Raw genomic sequence first — 16,445 nt, forward strand, 5'->3', positions numbered from 1 at the left:
GGGAGGGGGACGGGGAGGGCGGACGGCGGGTGACAGGGCGTCAGCTCGTGTGCACCGGTGTGCCGCCGACGTACGTGCCCAGCACGCGCGCCTCGGCGATCTCCTCCGGAGGCGCGGTGAAGATGTCGCGGTCCAGGACAACCAGGTCGGCCAGCATGCCCGGGAGCAGCGTGCCGGTCTCGTCGTGCCCGTTCACATGCGCGGACCCGGCGGTGTACGCGGCGACGGCGCTGGTCAGGTCGAGGCGCTGCTCCGGAAGGAAGACCCGCTCGTCGGCCGTGCCGGGCTCCTTCCGGTTCACCGCGACATGGAGGCCCGCGAGGGGGTCGGGGCTGGAGACCGGCCAGTCGCTGCCCGCCGCCAGGGTGGCCCCGGCGCGCAGCAGGGATCCGAACGGGTACTGCCAGGAGGCCCGTTCGGGCCCGAGGAAGGGGATCGTCAGCTCGTCCATCTGCGGCTCGTGCGCGGCCCACAGGGGCTGGATGTTGGCGACGGCCCCCAGGCGGGCGAACCGGTCCAGGTCGTCGGGGTGGACCACCTGCAGATGCGCGAGGTGGTGCCGGTTGCCGCGCCGGCCGTTGGCCTCGACCGCGGCCTCGACCGCGTCCAGGGCCTCCCGTACCGCGCGGTCGCCGAGCGCGTGGAAGTGCACCTGGAAGTCGAGGGCGTCCAGCCGGGTCACGTACGAGCGCAGGGCGGCCGGATCGACGAAGCTCAGACCCGAGTTGGCCGTGGCGCAGCCGCAGCCGTCGAGGTACGGAGTGGTCATCGCGGCGGTGAAGTTCTCGGCGACACCGTCCTGCATGATCTTGACCGAGCCGGCCCGGAACCGCCCGTACGCCAGCTCCTTCCGCCGGGTGACGAGTTCGTCGATCTGCTCGGCCCCCCGCTCGCGGTCCCACCACAGCGCCCCGTTGACCCGGGCGGTGAGCGTCCCCGCACGGGCGGCCGCGAGATAGGCGTCGGAGGGGTCGGGCTGCCCGCCGTACACGCCCAGCATGGCGTCCTGCCAGCCCGTGATGCCGAGGGAGTGCAGCAGCTTCTGCGCGCGCAGCAGACCGGCGAGCCGGTCGGCGGCGGTGGACGGCGGGACGAGTCGGGAGACCAGGCCGGTGGCGCCCTCCTGAAGGGTGCCGCTCGGGGTGCCGTCCGGCTCGCGCTCGATCCGGCCGTCGGCGGGGTCGGGGGTCGCGCGGTCGAGCCCGGCGAGTTCGAGGGCGCGGGTGTTGGCCCACGCGCCGTGGTGGTCGCGGTTGACGAGGTACACCGGCCGGTCGGGCACCACCGAGTCGAGCAGCTGCCGGGTGGGCAGCCCGCCCTCGAAGCTCTCCATCGACCAGCCGCCACCGGTGATCCACGGACGCTCCGGGTGCGCGTCGGCGAACTCGCGGATCCGGGTCAGATACTCCGCGACACCGACCGTGCCGGTCAGATCGCACTCGGCCAGCTCCACGCCGGCGAAGACGGCGTGGACATGCGCGTCCTGGAAGCCGGGGAGGAGCACCTTCCCCCGCAGATCGACGACTTCGGTGTCCGGCCCGATGAGCTCGCGCACCTCGTCATGGCCGACGGCGGTGATCCGCTCGCCGGTCACGGCCAGGCTGCTCGCCCTGGTGCGTGCGGGATCGCCGGTGTGGACGGGGCCATGGGTGAAGACCAGATCGGCCTTGGTCATGGGGGTGCTCCAGAACGGGAGAAGGAGGACTGCCTGGTGAACGCACATGGAACTGGGCGAGCCATTTACACGTCAATGGTGTTGTCGTAAGGTCCCGGCATGGCCGAGCGAGTGGTTCCCGAAGGGCAGCGGCGGCGCCGCAGGCCCACCAAGCAGGGCGCCGTCCTCTCGCAACGGCTGATCATCGAGACGGCCCTGCGGCTCGTCGCCCGGCACGGCGCGGAGGCCCTGTCCGTACGGCGGCTCGGCGCCGCCCTCGGAGCCGACCCCAGCTCGGTCTACCGGTACTTCCGCAACACCGACGACCTGCTGCTCGCCCTCGCCGACGAGTTCATCGGGCGCGCGCAGGAGGGCTGGCGGCCGACGGGCGACTGGCGCACGGACCTGCGCGAGATGGGGCTGCGGATCCACGCGGTCTATCTGGCGAACCCGCAGGTGGCGCTGCTCGCGGCGCACCGCACGACCGGCCGCGCGCACGAGACGGCGGCGGTGGAGAAGATCCTCGGCATCCTGCGCCGGGCCGGCTTCCCCGACGCGACGGCGGTACCGCTCTACCACGCCTTCGTCGACCAGGCCCTGGCCTTCGCGGCGCTGGACGCCGCCGCGCTGGCGCTCCCGGACGCGGCGCGCGAGGCGGACGAGGCGGTGTGGCTCGCCTCGTACGGGAAGCTGCCGCCGGACACGCACCCGAACATCGCGGCGACGTTCCCGCTCCTCGCCGCCGACATGCGCGACAGCGGGTACCCCTTCGCCCTGGAGCTGATGCTGGACGCGGCGGCGGCCCGGCTGCCGTAGCCGAGGCAGCGCGCGGCTCTTCGGCCGCGGCGACGCCGCGAGGGGCAGCCGAGACACGGCTGCCCCTCGCGGGTTGCTCCCTTGGCGGACCGGCGTCCGTCACGTCAGCCGGCGACGGATCCACCAGGCGCAGAGCCCGGCCAGGGCCAGGGCGAGACCGAGGTAGAGCGCCGTCTCGGCCCATTGAAGGGCCCAGAAGTTGCCGGCGGGCTGGTACGTCACCTGCTGCTTGTAGCCCTGGGCGCCGAGGTCGGCGATGCAGCCGTCGACCTGCTGCAGGGTGGGTGGGCCCGACTCGGTGCTCAGGCAGTCGCCGAAGGACGACGGCACGGCGGCCGGCTGACCGGCGGCGTTCAGCGTCTGTTGGGAGGTGACCCAGGTACCGGGCACCTCTTCGAGGTGCGCGATGATCTGCTCGGCGCCGTCCTGGACGCTGATGGGGGCGCCGCCGGGCTCGATCGGCACGGTGGTCCGGTCCGTGGCGGCCAGGTGGGGCCGGACCCACATCGGCACGACGACCTGGACTGCGGCGTAGAGGGCGAACGTGGTCGCCATCGCGGGCAGGGTGCGGCGGATGAGGAGGCCGAGGGCCACACCCAGGACGAAGGCGAAGGCGGCATGGGACATGGGGGCGACTCCCCGTGCGGCGAAGGCCACGGGGTCGAGCCGCGGGAAGTACGTGTCCGTCGAGCCCCCGCCGTTGACAGCCCGGTCGATGGGGCTGCTCCACCAGCTCACGGCGAGACTGGTCAGTCCGGCAGCGGCCATGGCGGCAGCCGCACCGAGGCCCAGCTTGGTCGCCAGCCAGCGCGTGCGGGTGACGCCCTGGTTCCATGCGAGGTAGTGGGTGCCGGTCTCCAGTTCACGGGAGATCAGTGGAGCGCCCCAGAACATCGCGATGACCGCAGGCACGGCGAGTACGGCCATCAGTCCGGCGTAGTACAAGGTCTGGTCCGAACTGGAGACCTGGTCCACCAGGCCGCTGCCGGCAGCTCGGTAGAGGTCCGCCAGCTGCGGGCCGGTGCCCGCGAGGGTGGCGGCGAGGGCAGCCACTGCGGCCAGCATCACGGCGGCCTGGGTACGGAACTGACGCCAGGTCAGCCAGATCATCGGAGCACCTCCAGTGCGGGCCGGGTGTCACGTACCGCATCGGCGGGCCGGGTCATGTAGGCAAGGACGATGTCCTCCAGGCCGAGCGGGCCGACGGTCCAGGACGGATCGTGGACCGCAGTGTCGGTGCGCACCAGGAGGGTGGTCTGCCGGTCGGTGTGGCTGGCGGTGATGACGTGCACGCCGGCCGGGAGCGTGTCCGGGTCCCGGCGCGGTCCGGTGAGCCGGTGGTGGCAGGCGACCAGGTCGTCGATGTCGCCCGCCACCTGCACCCGGGAGTCGACCAGGACGATGAGGTAGTCGCAGGACCGCTCCACGTCGGAGACCAGGTGGGAGGAGAGCACGACGCTCAGCTCGTGCTCGGCGACGGCCTCCAGCAGGTCCTGCATGAACTCCCGTCGGGCGAGCGGGTCCAGGGCCGCGACCGGCTCGTCCAGGATGAGCAGTTCCGGGCGCTTGGCGACGCCCAGGGTGAGAGCGAGCTGCGCGCGCTGGCCGCCTGACAGCTTGCCGGCCCGCTGCTTCGGGTCCAGACCGAGGCGACGGATCCGGCCGCGCGCCAGGCCGTCGTCCCAGTTCGGGTTGAGGCGCCGGCCGAGGTGGAGGTGGTCGGCGACGCTCAGCGCGGCGTAGGTCGGGGTGTCCTGGGCGACGAAGCCGACCTTGGCGAGCTGTTCCACGCCCTCGGCAGGGCGGCCGCCGCACACCTCGATGGTGCCTGCTGTGGGGGTGAGCATGCCGGATGCCAGGTTCAACAAGGTCGACTTGCCTGCGCCGTTGGGGCCGACCAGGCCGACCACCCGGCCGGCGGGGATGTCCAGGTCGCAGTTCTGCAGCGCCCAGCGCTGCTTGTACCTCTTGCCCAGACCCTGGGCTCGCAAGACGGCGCTCACGCCACGTCCTCTCCGGCGGCGTTGCGAAACGTGGTCATGAACAGCGCCTCGATGCTCTCGTCGTCGAGTCCGGCCAGGCGGGCCTTGGTCAGCCAGCGCTGCAGGTCCTTGCGCAGCGGTCCGTGCGCGGCGAGCGTGCCGTCGGCCAGCGTCCGGGTCACGAAGGTACCGACGCCGGGGCGGGCGGCCACCAGGCCGTCGTGCTCCAGCTCTCGGTACGCCTTGAGCACCGTGTTCGGGTTGACGGCCATCTGCCTGGCCACGTCCTTGACCGTCGGCAGGCGGTCGCCCTCGTTCAGCAGGCCCAGGCGCAGGGCGTGCCGCACCTGCTGGACCAACTGCTGGTACGGGGGCAGCCCGGACCGGCTGTTCAGGTGGAACTCAATCACCGGTTCCTCCATTTATCTAGTTGCCTAGCACTATAGCCATCTACGCCAGCCTTGTGGCAAGGGCGCGCTGCGGCGCCGGCCGCGGTCGCCCAACGGCTCCACGACGAGCGGGAGAAGACCGGAAGCGACGAAGCCGCCCCCGTCCGTGGGCCTCGGGGGTGCGAGGCGCACAGACGGGGGCGGCCCGGCGGGCCGGGAGCGCCCGGGCGGGGGTGCTCGCGGTTCGCTCGCGTCCGTGGCTCAGGCCACCAGGGTCGCCGCCTCCTCGTCCCGTACGGCCGTGCGCGGCTCGTGGCCGGGCTCCGGGGTGGACTCGGTCGGCGCCGTGGGTCCCTCCCGCAGCAGGGCGATCAGCGTGCCGCGGGCGCGGGCGACGCGGGAGCGGACCGTGCCGACCGGACAGCCGATCGAGGCGGCCGCGTCGGCGTACGGCAGCCCGAGCAGCTGGGTGAGGATGAACGCCTCGCGGCGCTCGGGCGGTATCGCCGCCAGGAGTTCGGCGAGCGCGATGCCGTCCTCGAACCCCGGCAGGCCGCGTGGCTGGGCCAGTTCCGCCGCGGTCTGCCAGTCGTCCCGGCCCGAGAGTCTCGGCCGGGCGGCGGCGTGCCGGATGCTGTCGATCACCGTACGGCGGGCGATCGCGAGGAGCCATGTGCGCGCGGAGGAACGGCCCTCGAAGCGGGGGAGGGCGCCCAAGGCGCGGAGGAACGTGTCCTGGGTCAGGTCGTCGGCCGCCTGCGGGTCGGCGCTGAGGAAGGCGACGTACCGCCACACGTCACGCTGGGTGGCGCGCACCAGACGGTCCACGGCCTCCGGGCAGCCGCTCCGGGCGGCCAGCGCCAGCTGGGTCACGGCCTCGTCGGTGCCGGCGGTGTGCCGCGACGGGCGCGGCGAGGTCAGGGCAGGGGTCATCGCCTCAGGTCCTTCGGGAGGAATGGGGTCCGGCGGCGCGCGCGAGGGGCGGCGGCCGGTGAGTCGTACGGCCGGACGCATGGGCGCGCGGCCGATGCCCGACCCGTGCGCGACGACGTCGCGACGCGGTGGTCGGGAATCCGGCTGTCAGAGGACAGCGACAGCCGGTGGCGGACCCCTGGAGACGAGGACGTGGGCGAGGAGGAGCTGGCGGAGCCGCCGGGCCCGGGGTTCGCGGCGGGCACGGACCCGGGGGCGGTGCGGAGGCGCGGGCAGCCGGCCGGCCGGCCGGAACGGGGCCAGGAGCCTGCTCGCGAGCGCGCGCAGGACACGGAACGCGGCCCGCTCGCCATGGGCGAGCCAGAGGCCGCAGAGCAGCGCGGCCAGCAGGTGGGCGGCGAACATGCCGGTCGTCGACATGTCACCCATGTCGTGCCCGGGCATGGGGGTGTGCGCCATGTGGTCGTGACCCATGGCGGCGTGGCCTGTGTGGCCGGTCCGGCCGGCCTGCACGGCCGGTAACGCCGTGCCGGCGGGCAGCCGGGGCGCCGCGGATGCCTGGGCGAGGGAGAAGAAGGTGTGCAGGACCGCCTGGGCGGCCACCGTGGCCGCGGTGACGGACGGCAGACCGCGTTCCCGGCCGGCGAGGCCCCAGGCGGCCCCGCCCGTCGCCGCGAGCGCGACGGCCGCCGCCCACCAGGACACGGAGGCACCCGACATCAGGACGTGGCCGGTGGCCGTGAGCAGCACGCAGACGGCCGCGAACAGCGCGGCCCGTACTCCTCGACACCACCGGTCCGGAATCATGGCGGGGGTCATCCTTGCATTCCCCCCGTCGGTCGGCATCGGAAGGTACGAAATCTGTCGAAGCCCTTACTCAGTAAGGAAGTTGTGGCACACGTCACAAGGGGCCGTGGGAACCGCGGAACCTCCTGATCCGACCACTCGCGCATGGAAAAGACGGGGGACAGGCGGGCGGGGAGCCGGCTCACGGCGCTGCTCACGTGCGCGATGGCGTTCTCGATGCTTCAGCTGTTCCTGCTCGGCGCGCTCGGCCCCCGGCTGGTCGACGAGTTGGGCATCTCGCCCACCCTGCTCGGGCTGACGACGACCATCGGCTTCGGTACGGCCGCGGTGCTCTCGCCGTCCGGCGGCCGCGTCGTGGACCGGATCGGGCCCCGCCGGTCGCTCGTCCTGCTCCTCCTCATCTCGGCGACGGCGCTCGCGCTGATCGGCGCGGCGCCGGGGGCGGGGCTCCTCCTCGGCGCGGTCGCGCTCGGTGGCCTGCCGCAGGCGCTGGCCAACCCGGCGACCAACAAGGCCGTTCTGGCCGCGGTGCCCCCGGACCGCCGGGGCGCGGTGACCGGGACGAAGCAGTCCGGCGTCCAGCTCGGCGCGTTCGCCGCGGGTCTGCCGCTGGCCGCGCTGGCGGGCGGTGTGGGGTGGCGCGGTGCGGTGTGGACCGCCGCCGGTACGGCGCTGCTCACCGGCCTGTGGGCGTGGCGCGCTCTCCCCGCCGACCCGCCCGCGTCCAAGGCCGCGCCCTCGGGCGGGCGTTCGCTCGTCCCCCGGGGCCTGATCGCCTGGCTGGCCGTCTTCTCGCTCTTCCTGGGCTGCGGGATCGCCTCGGTGAACACGTATCTCGCGCTGTTCGGCACGCGGGAACTGGGGCTCGGACCGACCGCCGCCGGTGCGCTCGTGGCCGTCCTGGGCGTGGCGGGGATCGTCGGCCGTGTCGGCTGGTCGCGGGCGGCCCGCCCCGGCCGCGCCGAGTGGCTGCCGGGCCTGCTGGCCGCCGGAGCGGTCGGCGCGGCGCTGCTGCTCGCGGCGGCGCCGGTTGTGGCGCCGCTGGCGTGGGTGGCCGCCGCGGCGGTCGGCGTCTTCGCCGTCTCCGGCAACGCGGTCTCGATGGTCCTCGTCCTGCAACGGGCGGCCCCCGGCCGCGCGGGCCAGGACTCCGCCCTCGTCGCGGCCGGATTCTTCACCGGTTTCGCCGTGGGCCCTCCGCTCTTCGGCCTCCTGGCCGAGACCGGCCGCTACGGCACGGGATGGCTCCTGGTGGCCACGGAGTTCGCGGCGGCCTGCGCGGTCGCCCTCCTCTGGGCGACCAGGGACCGCTCGGCCCGGCCGGGCGCGCCGTCATGACCCGGCGCGCGGAGGGCGGGCTGCCGGTGGCGCGGCGCGTGGACGACGGCGGGTCGGTGGCGGGGCGTGGGGGCGACCGCGGGTCGGTGGCGGGGCGTGGGGGCGACCGCGGGTCGGTGGCGGGGCGTGAGGGCGACGGCGGGTCGGTGGCCGGGCCTGCGCCCGCGGACGCCCCCGGCTGGGCCCATGAGGCGCTGGGCGCGGTGCTCGGGCGGGTCGCCGTGACGCGGGACGATGTCGGTGACCGCTTCCCGCTGTTCGCCGACCCCGGCACCGGGCGTTGGACCACGAGCCGCCGTGGCTCCTGGACCGGAGGGTTCTGGGCCGGGCTCCTCTGGCTGAGGGCGCGGCAGACCGGCGAGGAACGAGACAGGGCGGCGGCCTCCACGTGCACCGCCCGGCTCGCGCCCTGGGCGGAGGCCGACACCGCGACCCGGGGGCTCATCCTCTGGTACGGGACCGCGCTCGCCGACCAGGACCCGGGCGCGAGCGACCTGCGGAGGCGGGCGGCCCGGGCCTGCCTCGACGCCCACGACCCCGAACTCGGCCTGGTTCCCTGGGGATCGGCGCTCGGCGGACCGCGCCTGCTGGCCCGGGCCGACGCCGTCCCCGGCCTGGTTCCCCTGCTCGCCACCGAGTCCCCCGCGGCCGCCGCCACCCACCTCCGTACGCACCTCGACCTCTGCACCGGCCGCCCCGAGGGACTGCGACCGGCCTGGCGGCGGGGCGACGACGGCACCGGCTGGCATCCCTGCGAGGAACCACCGCCGGGCTGGAGCCGCGGCCGGGCCTGGCTCCTCCTCGCCGTGGCCGACGCCCTTTCGGCATCCGGGACAGCCCTGGACGAGGCGGACGGGATCAGCTCCCCGACCGCCGCACGCGCCCGCGTCCCCCACGCCCACCCCCCGTTCCTCCAAGCGGCACGGGAGTTCCTGCTTCCCCGTCCCGGTGATCCGCTCGTGCCGCCCGCCGACGAGAACGTGCCCGACGGCCTCCTCGACACCTCGGCCGCCGCCATCACCGCCGTGGCCCTGCTCAAGCTCGCCCGGCTGGGCGACGCCCGGGCGGCCGGCCACGCGGACCGGGCCGTCGCCGTCCTCTCCCGCCTGACCGAGTCGCACCTGTCCCGGGGGCGGCTCCTCGACGGGTGCTACGACGCCGGCCGAGGCACCGCCGTGCGGCACGAACTCGTCTGGGGCGACTTCTTCCTGGCCCTCGGACTCGGCGCCCTGACCGGTCTCGTGGACCTCACCACCGTGTAGCGGCGCCCTCGTCCCCGTACCCCCGCAGCACCCGGCGCGCGACGGACGTGATGTGCAGTTCGTCCGGGCCGTCGAGGATCCGGGCCGCGCGTCCCGTGCGGAACAGCCCGGGCAGCGCGGTGTCCGGCCCGAGGCCCGCCGCGCCGTGGACCTGGATCGCCGCGTCCGCGACCCGCTGGAGCATCCGCGCGGCCGCCACCTTCGCCAGCCCGACCTCGGTACGCGCGTCCCGCCCCGCCTCCAGCAGCGCCACGGCCTCGTGCACCAGCGGGCGGGTGGTCCGCAGCGCCAGCAGCGCCTCGAAGACGTGCTGCTGGACCAGCTGGTGACCGGCGAGCGGCCCCCGCGAGCCGGTCCGGGACACCGCCCGCCCGCACATGAGGTCGAAGGCGCGCTGCGCCTGGCCCAGCCAGCGCAGACAGCGCAACGTCCGGCCCCACTGGAGCCGTTCACCGGCGACGGCCAGCGCCTGCCCCCGGAAACCGACCAGATGGTCGGCGGGGACGACGACCCCGTCGAGCTCGATCTCCCACTGACCGCCCGCTCCGAGCACGGGCAGTTCACGCACGACACGGAACCCGGAGGCCTCGGTGGGGACGAGCAGCAGCGACAGGCCGTCCCGGTCCCCGTCCCCGCCGTCGGTGCGGGCCAGCACGGTCACCAGGTCGGCGTCCGCCGCCCCCGACGTGAACCACTTCCGGCCCGTGACGCGCCAACTCCCGTCCGGTCGCCGCTCGGCGCGGGTCGCGGTCAGGAACGGGTCGGTGCCGGGCACGTCGGGCTCGGTCATGGCGTAACAGCTCCGCAGCTCCCCGGCCACGAGCGGCTTCAGGAACCGGTCCCGTACCCCCGTGCTCCCGTGGCGCGCCAGCATCCGTACGTCGAGGAGGGGTGCCGAACCCAGCGCGGCAGGGCCGTGGTCGCTCGCGCCCTCCACCTCGGCGTACGCGGCGTACTCCGCCAGTCCCAGCCCGCCGCCGCCCAGTTCGGCGGGGAGCGGCAGCGCCCACAGCCCCCGGGCCGCGGCCTCCTCCCGCAGCTCGCGCAGGGCGGCCGAGGCCGTCGGCCCTCCCGCGTCGAGGACCGGCTCGCGCGGCACGACCTCGCTCCGTACGAACTCCGCCACCCGCTCCGGCACGGCTGTATCAGGCACGTCACTCCTCCACTTCGCCGGGAACCCGTGGGAACGGCTGTCCGACTGACTCATGCGTGGAACTGGTCGGGAGCGAGGGCCTTCGGGTTCCCGCTCACCCAACACCCGCCGGGCGCAGGCCACCCGCCGCGCCGGGAGAGGAGAGGCATGGCGTCATCCGTCACCACGCAGACGGTCCGGCCGCTCGGCACCCTGCGGTTCGAGACCTCCGGACCGCCGGGGATCGCCGGCGTCGTCGACCGGCACCTACGGCTGCTCGGTGCCACCACCCCTCCGAGAGCGCCCGGTGAAGGGCCCGCCGGAACGGCGGTGTTGAGCGGCGACGGCTTCACCGCCGTCGAGGCGGCCATGACCTGGGCCGTCGACGGCCCAGGGTCCGCGGCGGCCGACGGCGGCCGGCACGGGATGTCCGACGAGGCCACCGTCCAGGCCGCCACCGGCGTCATGGCCGTCCACGGCCGGCGCGACGGCGCACCGCGCGGGCTCGCCGCCGACTGGACCGCCGCCGCCACCGGCGTCCTCACCGTGCAGGGATTGCTGGCCGCCCTGCTCGCACAGGCCCGCGGCGGTACGGCGCCCGCCCGCGTCGGCACCTCCGCCGACCGCGCCGGGCTCCTGGCCGTCTCCCAGTACCTCGCCGCCGCCGGGGCCGACGAGGGTGAGGCCGCCGAACTCGCCCCCGGTGGGCCCCCGTTCACCACCGCCGACGGCGTCCTCTTCGAGCTGGAGACCCTCGACCCCGGGGCCTGGGCCGCCTTCTGGCGGGCCCTGGACGCCCCCGCCGCGGCGATACGGGCAGGCTGGCGCCCCTTCCAGTTCCGTTACGCCACCGCCTGCGCGCCCTTCCCGGCGGCACTCCACGGCACCACGCGCGGCCACGGCTGGGAGCGCGTCCGGCGGGCCGCCGCCCTCTCCGGAGCCGAGGTCTGCGCCCTGCGCACGCTGGCCGAGCGGGCCGCGGAACAGGACGGCGCCGACCCCTGGGAGTTCGGCCTCCTGCGCCCCGGCGCCCCGGCGGCCGCCGGATCGACGCCCACGGCCGTACGCCCGCTGGCCGGCCTGACCGTCCTGGAGGCGGGCCGCCGGATCCAGGCCCCGCTCGCCGCCCATCTCCTCGGCCTCCTGGGAGCCGACGTCATCCGGATCGAACCGCCGGGCGGCGACCCCCTGCGCGGCATGCCGCCCGCCTGCTCGGGCGTCTCCGCCCGCTGGCTCGCCCTCAACCGGGGCAAGCGCGCGGTCGAGATCGACATCAAGTCGCCGGACGACCGGAGCCGACTGCGCGAGATGGCGGCCGGCGCCGATGTCTTCCTGCACAACTGGGCTCCGGGCAAGGCGGCCGAACTCGGCCTCGACGCGGAGGACTTCGCCGCCGTCAACCCGGCGCTCGTCCACGCGTACACGAGCGGCTGGGCCGGCCGCCTGGCCGACGCCCCCATGGGTACGGACTTCATGGTCCAGGCCCGCACGGGAGTCGGCGAGGCCGTCCGCCCGCACGGCGAACCGCCCGCACCCTCCCTGATGACCCTCCTCGACGTCCTCGGCGGCCTCCTCGGCGCCGAAGCGGTCCTCGCCGGGCTCCTCCTGCGCGAGCGCACGGGCCACGGCGTCCGCGTCGACTCCTCCCTGCTCGGCGCGGCCGACACGCTGACCGCCCCGGCCCTGCGGCGCGCGGCCCGTGGCGCGGACCCGCGCCGCCCGGAGGGCTTCCGCCGCCCACGGCCCACGGCCGACGGCTGGGTCGCCCCGGGCGACGCGTGCGCCGCCGCGGCGGCCGCGTACGACCTGCGCGAGCTGTCCACCGAGGACGCGGTACGTCAACTGCGCGGCCACGGCCTGACCGCGACCGCGGTCACCACCGATCTCTCCGCCCTGCACCACGATCCGCGCTTCGCCGGCTCGATCAGCCGGGACGCGCACGGCGCCCCCGCAGTCCCCGACCCCTGGAGCTTCGCATGACCGCCGACACCACCACCGCCGCGCCCACAACCGCCTCCGCCACCGCCACCGCGAGAGCCTCCGCCACGGACCCCGCCCCCGCGACCGCCCCCGCCCCCCGGATCACCACCACCGCCGCCCACCGCACGGCGCCCCTCCGCGACCTCCTGCCCGCGCGGCTCCGGCGTTCCTGGGCGGTCGACGGCACCTGTCCCGACCTCGACCTCTACAGCCTCTTCCGTGCCCGCCAGATCGCCGATCTGCACCGCACGGCCGTCCTCGACGCGAAGGGGAAACTCTGTTACACCGCCCTCGACCGCAAGGTCCGATGTCTCGCCACCGGCCTGCGCGCCCTCGGCATACGCGAGGGCGACGTGGTCGGCGTCCAGCTCCCCGACAACCGCAACGCCGTCATCGCCGACCTCGCCCTCGCCGCCCTCGGCGCCGTCGCGCTCCCGTTCCCGGCCGGCCGGGGCGCCCGGGAGGCCGAGCCCCTGCTGCGCCGGGCCGAGGCGGTGGCCGTCATCGCCTCGACCGCCCACCGCGAGGCCCACCCGGCCGCCGAACTGCTCGCCCTGGCCCCGGTGCTGCCCGCCCTGCGGCACGTCGTCGCCGCCGGCCCCGGCACCGCGCCCGAAGGCACCGTCGCCTTCTCCCAGCTGCTGCGCTCCGACCCGGCCGGTTTCGTCGCGGCCCGCCCCGACCCCGACAGCGCGGCCCGCATCCTCGTCTCGTCCGGCTCCGAGGCGGAGCCGAAGATGATCGCGTACTCCCACAACGCCCTCGCGGGCGGGCGCGGCAACTTCCTCGCCTCCCTCATCCCCGACGGCACTCCGCCGCGCTGTCTCTTCCTCGTGCCGCTCGCCTCCGCGTTCGGCTCGAACGGGACGGCCGTCACCCTGGCCCGGCACGGCGGCACGCTCGTCCTGCTCGACGCGTTCACCCCCGAGGCCGCGCTCGCGGCGGTCCGGGAGCACGAGCCGACCCACATCCTCGGCGTCCCGACCATGGTCCGCATGATGCTCGACCGGCTCGACGCGACCGGCGAGAAGCCGCCCGCGCCGACCGCCCTGGTCCTGGGCGGCGCACCGCTCGACGAGACGACCGCGGCCGACGCCGCGGCGGCGTTCGACTGCGCGGTCGTCAACCTGTACGGCTCCGCCGACGGCGTCAACTGCCACACCGGCCTGGAGAACCGCACCCCGCCCACCGACGGAACGGGGGTCGTCGCCGGCCGCCCGGACCCCCGGGTGGCCGAGATCCGCATCACCGACACCGAGACCCACGAGCCGCTCCCGGAGGGCGGCATCGGGGAGATCGTCGCCCGCGGCCCGATGACCCCGCTCTGCTACGTCGGCGCCCCCGAGCTCGACGCCCGCTACCGCACCGCCGACGGCTGGGTCCGCACCGGGGACCTCGGCTTCCTCGACCCCACGGGCGTGCTCCACGTGGTCGGGCGCCTCAAGGACATCGTGATCCGCGGCGGCGCCAACATCAGCCCGGCCGAGGTGGAACGCGCCCTCGCCTCGCACCCCGGGGTCCGGGACGTCGTCTGCGTCGGCGTGCCGGACGGCCTGATGGGGGAGCGGCTGGCGGCCTGCGTGGTGCCCCGCACCGACGCGCCCCTGACGCTCGCCTCGCTGGGCGCACACCTGACGGACCGCGGACTGGACACCCGTAAGCACCCCGAGCGTCTGCTGACCGTCGCCGCACTCCCGCTGACACCCGCGGGCAAGCCCGACCGCGCGGCCCTGCGCGCCCGGCTCGCCCCGGACGCGGCTCCGGCACAGGCCGGATGACACGACGGTGGGGGCGGTCCACGCGGACCGCCCCCACCGGCATCGGCGACCGGCTGGTCAGGAAGCCGTTCCCATGGCCTTCTTCAACTCGTCCGCGGCCGCGCGGTAGACGCCCAGCAGGTCGAGGTCGTCCGCCGGATAGTTGACGATCTTCACCTGGGTGGCGCCGGAGTCGGGCAGCACGGTGCCGGTCGACATGTGCGCGTTGTCGAGGACCAGGGCGGGCTTCTTCTTCGAGAGGTCCGCGAGCTGGGCGGGCGTGACGGCCTCGGGCCCGTACGTACCGACCGTGGTGGCGCCCGCCAGCTTCGCCGCCCAGCCGGTGAACGCCTGCGAGACGACGTTCGGGCTCTTCCCGTCCGGCCAGGCGCCCTTCAGCTCCTGGGACAGCTTCGTGTACTCCGTGTCGAAGCCGGACTTCCACGTCGTCGCCGCGTCCTCCGTGCCGAACAGCTTGCCGAGCCGGGCGACTTCGGCGCGGACCTTGTCGGCGTCGTTGTCGAGGCTCACCTCGACCAGCTCGGCCTCGGAGCCCGCGGCCTCCTTGATCTTCGCGGCGTACGGCTCGAAGGGCGCGTACAGCACGAAGTCGGCCTTCGCGACGGCGGCGAGGTCGGAGGGCTTGGGATCGTAGTCGGGCGCGTGGTGCGTGGAGGAGGGCACGATGACCGTGACGTCCTCGGCGCCCGCCGCCTTGGCGAAGGCCCCCTCCCAGGTGGTGGTGACGACCACGACCGGCTTCCCGTCGTCCGGGCGCGCGCCGTCGTCGGAGGAGCCCGTGTCGCCGCCGCAGCCGGTCGCCAGGATCAGGGGAAGGGCCGCGCTCAGTGCGAGGAGGGAAGGGATGCGGACGCGGGTGCGCGCCATGAGCTGATTCTCCGTTCGGGGACGAGATGGACGGCGAGGACGACCGCCCCCGCCGTCAGGACGAGGACGGGCCCGGGAGGCCAGTCCAGCTGGAGGGCGATGAGGAATCCGGTCAGGTTGACGGCGACGCCGAGCGCGATCGCCCAGAGGGTGATGGACTTCAGGGAGGTGCCGAGCCGGCGGGCGGCCAGCGCGGGCAGCAGGGTGAGGGCGTCGACGAGCAGCGCGCCGGTCAGCTTGATCGCCCCGGCGACCGCCACCGCGACCAGGACCAGCAGGACGAGGGTCAGCGCGCGCACCGGCACACCGGAGCACTGGGCCAGCTCGCGGTCGTACAGGAGCAGGGCCACGTCGCGCCGCTTCCACCAGAACAGGCCCGGTACGAGAACGGCGAGCAGCCCGAGGACGACGAGATCGGCGGTCCCGACGGAGAGGATCGAGCCCCACAGCAGGGCGAACGCCCCCGAGGCGTTGACGCCCGACACGGCCAGCACCAGCAGCGCGGCGGCGATGGCGAGACTCATCAGGAGCCCCATCGCCCCGGACAGACCGTCGGGGGTACGGGCCAGCGGAGCGACCCCCGCGCCCGCGAGGGCGCAGGCGACCAGCGCGCACACCATCGGGTCCAGGCCGGTCAGGAGGCCGACGGCGATGCCGAGCAGCGCCACGTGCATCATCGCGAAACGCACCGGCATGATGTCGAGGCCGACGATCACCACACCGACCACCGGCAGTCCGACCGCCGCGAGCAGCAGCGCGAACCCGGCACGCTGCACCGGTACCAGCTGGAGCAGCTCCCCCATGTCGGCGGCGAGATTCACCGGACCTCCCGCAACCGTCCGGCGGCCATCTCCAGGACCCGGTCGCACCGTTCGGCGAGGGCCCGGTCGTGCGTGACGACGATCAGCGTGACCGGCAGCGACGTGAGGGTGTCCGCGGCCTCGTCCTGCCCCGCGAAGTCGAGGGCGGCGGTGGGCTCGTCCGCGAGCAGCACCTGCGCCCCGGCGGCCACACAGCCCATCGCCCGCGCGAGGTACATGCGTTGCAGCTGGCCTCCGGAGAGCGTGTGCAGCGGCCGCTTCCTCAGCTCCGCCACCCCGAGCCGTCCGGCCGCCTCGACGGCCTCCGCCCCCGCGCCCCCGCTGGCCAGCAACTCGTCGGCGAGCAACGGGAATCGGCCGGCGGCCGGCTTCTGCGGGATCCAGGCGCACGCCCGGCGCCGCCAGGCCCACTCCGCGGGAGACGCGGTGCCGCGCCCGCCCACCCGGATCGAGCCGCTCACCTGCCGGTGCAGACCCAGGACGGCCCGCAGCAGGGTGGTCTTCCCCGACCCGTTGGTCCCGGTCAGCGCCACACGCTCACCCGCCGCGATCTCCAGGTCCACCCCCGTCACGGCCTCGACCCGGCCATGACGGCAGGCGACCCTCCGCATGTGTACGTCAAGCCCGCCCATCCCCTGCCTTCCCGCCGACCTCGTGGAGTCCGCCCGGGTAGTCGGACGGCACGC

Annotated in this window: 15 protein-coding genes; 5 read left to right on the plus strand and 10 right to left on the minus strand. The window is 75.0% G+C overall.

The genetic code is table 11. From position 1 onward, the window contains the following. Nucleotides 1-40: 40 nt before the first annotated feature. Nucleotides 41-1,675: an amidohydrolase gene (locus tag M5362_RS11665; protein WP_260227378.1), complete on the minus strand. Its 1,635-nt coding sequence runs from the start codon at nucleotides 1,673-1,675 to the stop codon at nucleotides 41-43. Between the two features lie 99 nt (nucleotides 1,676-1,774). Between M5362_RS11665 and M5362_RS11670 the strand changes: the two genes are divergently transcribed. Next, nucleotides 1,775-2,470 carry a TetR/AcrR family transcriptional regulator gene (locus M5362_RS11670; RefSeq protein WP_260227379.1) on the plus strand — a complete coding sequence of 232 codons (696 nt, stop codon included), beginning with the start codon at nucleotides 1,775-1,777 and terminating at the stop codon, nucleotides 2,468-2,470. A 99-nt stretch (nucleotides 2,471-2,569) separates the two neighbouring features. Here the strand turns inward: M5362_RS11670 and M5362_RS11675 are convergent, their stop codons facing one another. The 5 genes from M5362_RS11675 to M5362_RS11695 all read right to left on the minus strand — a co-directional run bounded on the left by M5362_RS11675 (nucleotide 2,570) and on the right by M5362_RS11695 (nucleotide 6,581). After that, nucleotides 2,570-3,580: an ABC transporter permease subunit gene (locus tag M5362_RS11675; protein WP_260227380.1), complete on the minus strand. Its 1,011-nt coding sequence runs from the start codon at nucleotides 3,578-3,580 to the stop codon at nucleotides 2,570-2,572. Further along, on the minus strand, nucleotides 3,577-4,473 hold the full coding sequence (locus M5362_RS11680) for an ABC transporter ATP-binding protein (protein WP_260227381.1): 897 nt from the start codon (nucleotides 4,471-4,473) through the stop codon (nucleotides 3,577-3,579). Before M5362_RS11680 ends, M5362_RS11675 begins: the two co-directional genes overlap by 4 nt. Next, a complete protein-coding gene (locus tag M5362_RS11685; RefSeq protein WP_260227382.1) occupies nucleotides 4,470-4,874 on the minus strand; it encodes a GntR family transcriptional regulator in 405 nt (134 codons plus the stop codon). Before M5362_RS11685 ends, M5362_RS11680 begins: the two co-directional genes overlap by 4 nt. A 228-nt stretch (nucleotides 4,875-5,102) precedes the next feature. Further along, nucleotides 5,103-5,774 (minus strand): sigma-70 family RNA polymerase sigma factor, encoded by a 672-nt coding sequence (locus M5362_RS11690; protein WP_260227383.1) that lies wholly within the window; start codon nucleotides 5,772-5,774, stop codon nucleotides 5,103-5,105. Nucleotides 5,775-5,921: 147 nt separating this feature from the next. Then, nucleotides 5,922-6,581, minus strand: a complete 660-nt coding sequence (locus M5362_RS11695; RefSeq protein WP_260227384.1) for a hypothetical protein — start codon at nucleotides 6,579-6,581, stop codon at nucleotides 5,922-5,924. A gap of 144 nt (nucleotides 6,582-6,725) precedes the next feature. Here M5362_RS11695 and M5362_RS11700 point away from each other — a divergent pair, with 144 nt between their 5' ends. Then, nucleotides 6,726-7,919: a nitrate/nitrite transporter gene (locus tag M5362_RS11700; protein WP_260227385.1), complete on the plus strand. Its 1,194-nt coding sequence runs from the start codon at nucleotides 6,726-6,728 to the stop codon at nucleotides 7,917-7,919. After that, on the plus strand, nucleotides 7,916-9,181 hold the full coding sequence (locus M5362_RS11705) for a sugar ABC transporter permease (protein ID WP_260227386.1): 1,266 nt from the start codon (nucleotides 7,916-7,918) through the stop codon (nucleotides 9,179-9,181). The genes M5362_RS11700 and M5362_RS11705 overlap by 4 nt, the downstream gene beginning before the upstream one ends. On the opposite strand, the gene M5362_RS11710 is transcribed toward M5362_RS11705, so the two are convergent. Then, nucleotides 9,168-10,334 carry an acyl-CoA dehydrogenase family protein gene (locus tag M5362_RS11710; protein ID WP_260227387.1) on the minus strand — a complete coding sequence of 389 codons (1,167 nt, stop codon included), beginning with the start codon at nucleotides 10,332-10,334 and terminating at the stop codon, nucleotides 9,168-9,170. The two genes, M5362_RS11705 and M5362_RS11710, sit on opposite strands and share 14 nt — an antisense overlap. Nucleotides 10,335-10,481: 147 nt before the next feature. On the opposite strand from M5362_RS11710, the gene M5362_RS11715 reads away from it, so the two are divergent. Then, complete coding sequence (locus tag M5362_RS11715) at nucleotides 10,482-12,293, plus strand: CoA transferase (RefSeq protein ID WP_260227388.1); 1,812 nt, start codon at nucleotides 10,482-10,484, stop codon at nucleotides 12,291-12,293. Next, nucleotides 12,290-14,071, plus strand: a complete 1,782-nt coding sequence (locus tag M5362_RS11720) for a class I adenylate-forming enzyme family protein (RefSeq protein WP_260227389.1) — start codon at nucleotides 12,290-12,292, stop codon at nucleotides 14,069-14,071. The genes M5362_RS11715 and M5362_RS11720 overlap by 4 nt, the downstream gene beginning before the upstream one ends. 57 nt (nucleotides 14,072-14,128) lie before the next feature. On the opposite strand, the gene M5362_RS11725 is transcribed toward M5362_RS11720, so the two are convergent. From M5362_RS11725 to M5362_RS11735, 3 genes are read right to left on the minus strand one after another with little or no spacing between them, the layout of a single operon-like run. Further along, entirely contained in the window at nucleotides 14,129-14,938 is an 810-nt protein-coding gene (locus M5362_RS11725; protein WP_260227390.1) for a metal ABC transporter solute-binding protein, Zn/Mn family, read from the minus strand. Continuing rightward, a complete protein-coding gene (locus M5362_RS11730) occupies nucleotides 14,896-15,741 on the minus strand; it encodes a metal ABC transporter permease (protein WP_260227631.1) in 846 nt (281 codons plus the stop codon). The genes M5362_RS11725 and M5362_RS11730 overlap by 43 nt, the downstream gene beginning before the upstream one ends. A gap of 14 nt (nucleotides 15,742-15,755) precedes the next feature. Further along, nucleotides 15,756-16,391 carry a metal ABC transporter ATP-binding protein gene (locus tag M5362_RS11735; RefSeq protein WP_260227391.1) on the minus strand — a complete coding sequence of 212 codons (636 nt, stop codon included), beginning with the start codon at nucleotides 16,389-16,391 and terminating at the stop codon, nucleotides 15,756-15,758. Between the last annotated feature and the right edge of the window lie 54 nt (nucleotides 16,392-16,445).

The organism is Streptomyces sp. Je 1-79 (assembly GCF_025195125.1).
Taxonomy (GTDB): Bacteria; Actinomycetota; Actinomycetes; order Streptomycetales; family Streptomycetaceae; genus Streptomyces.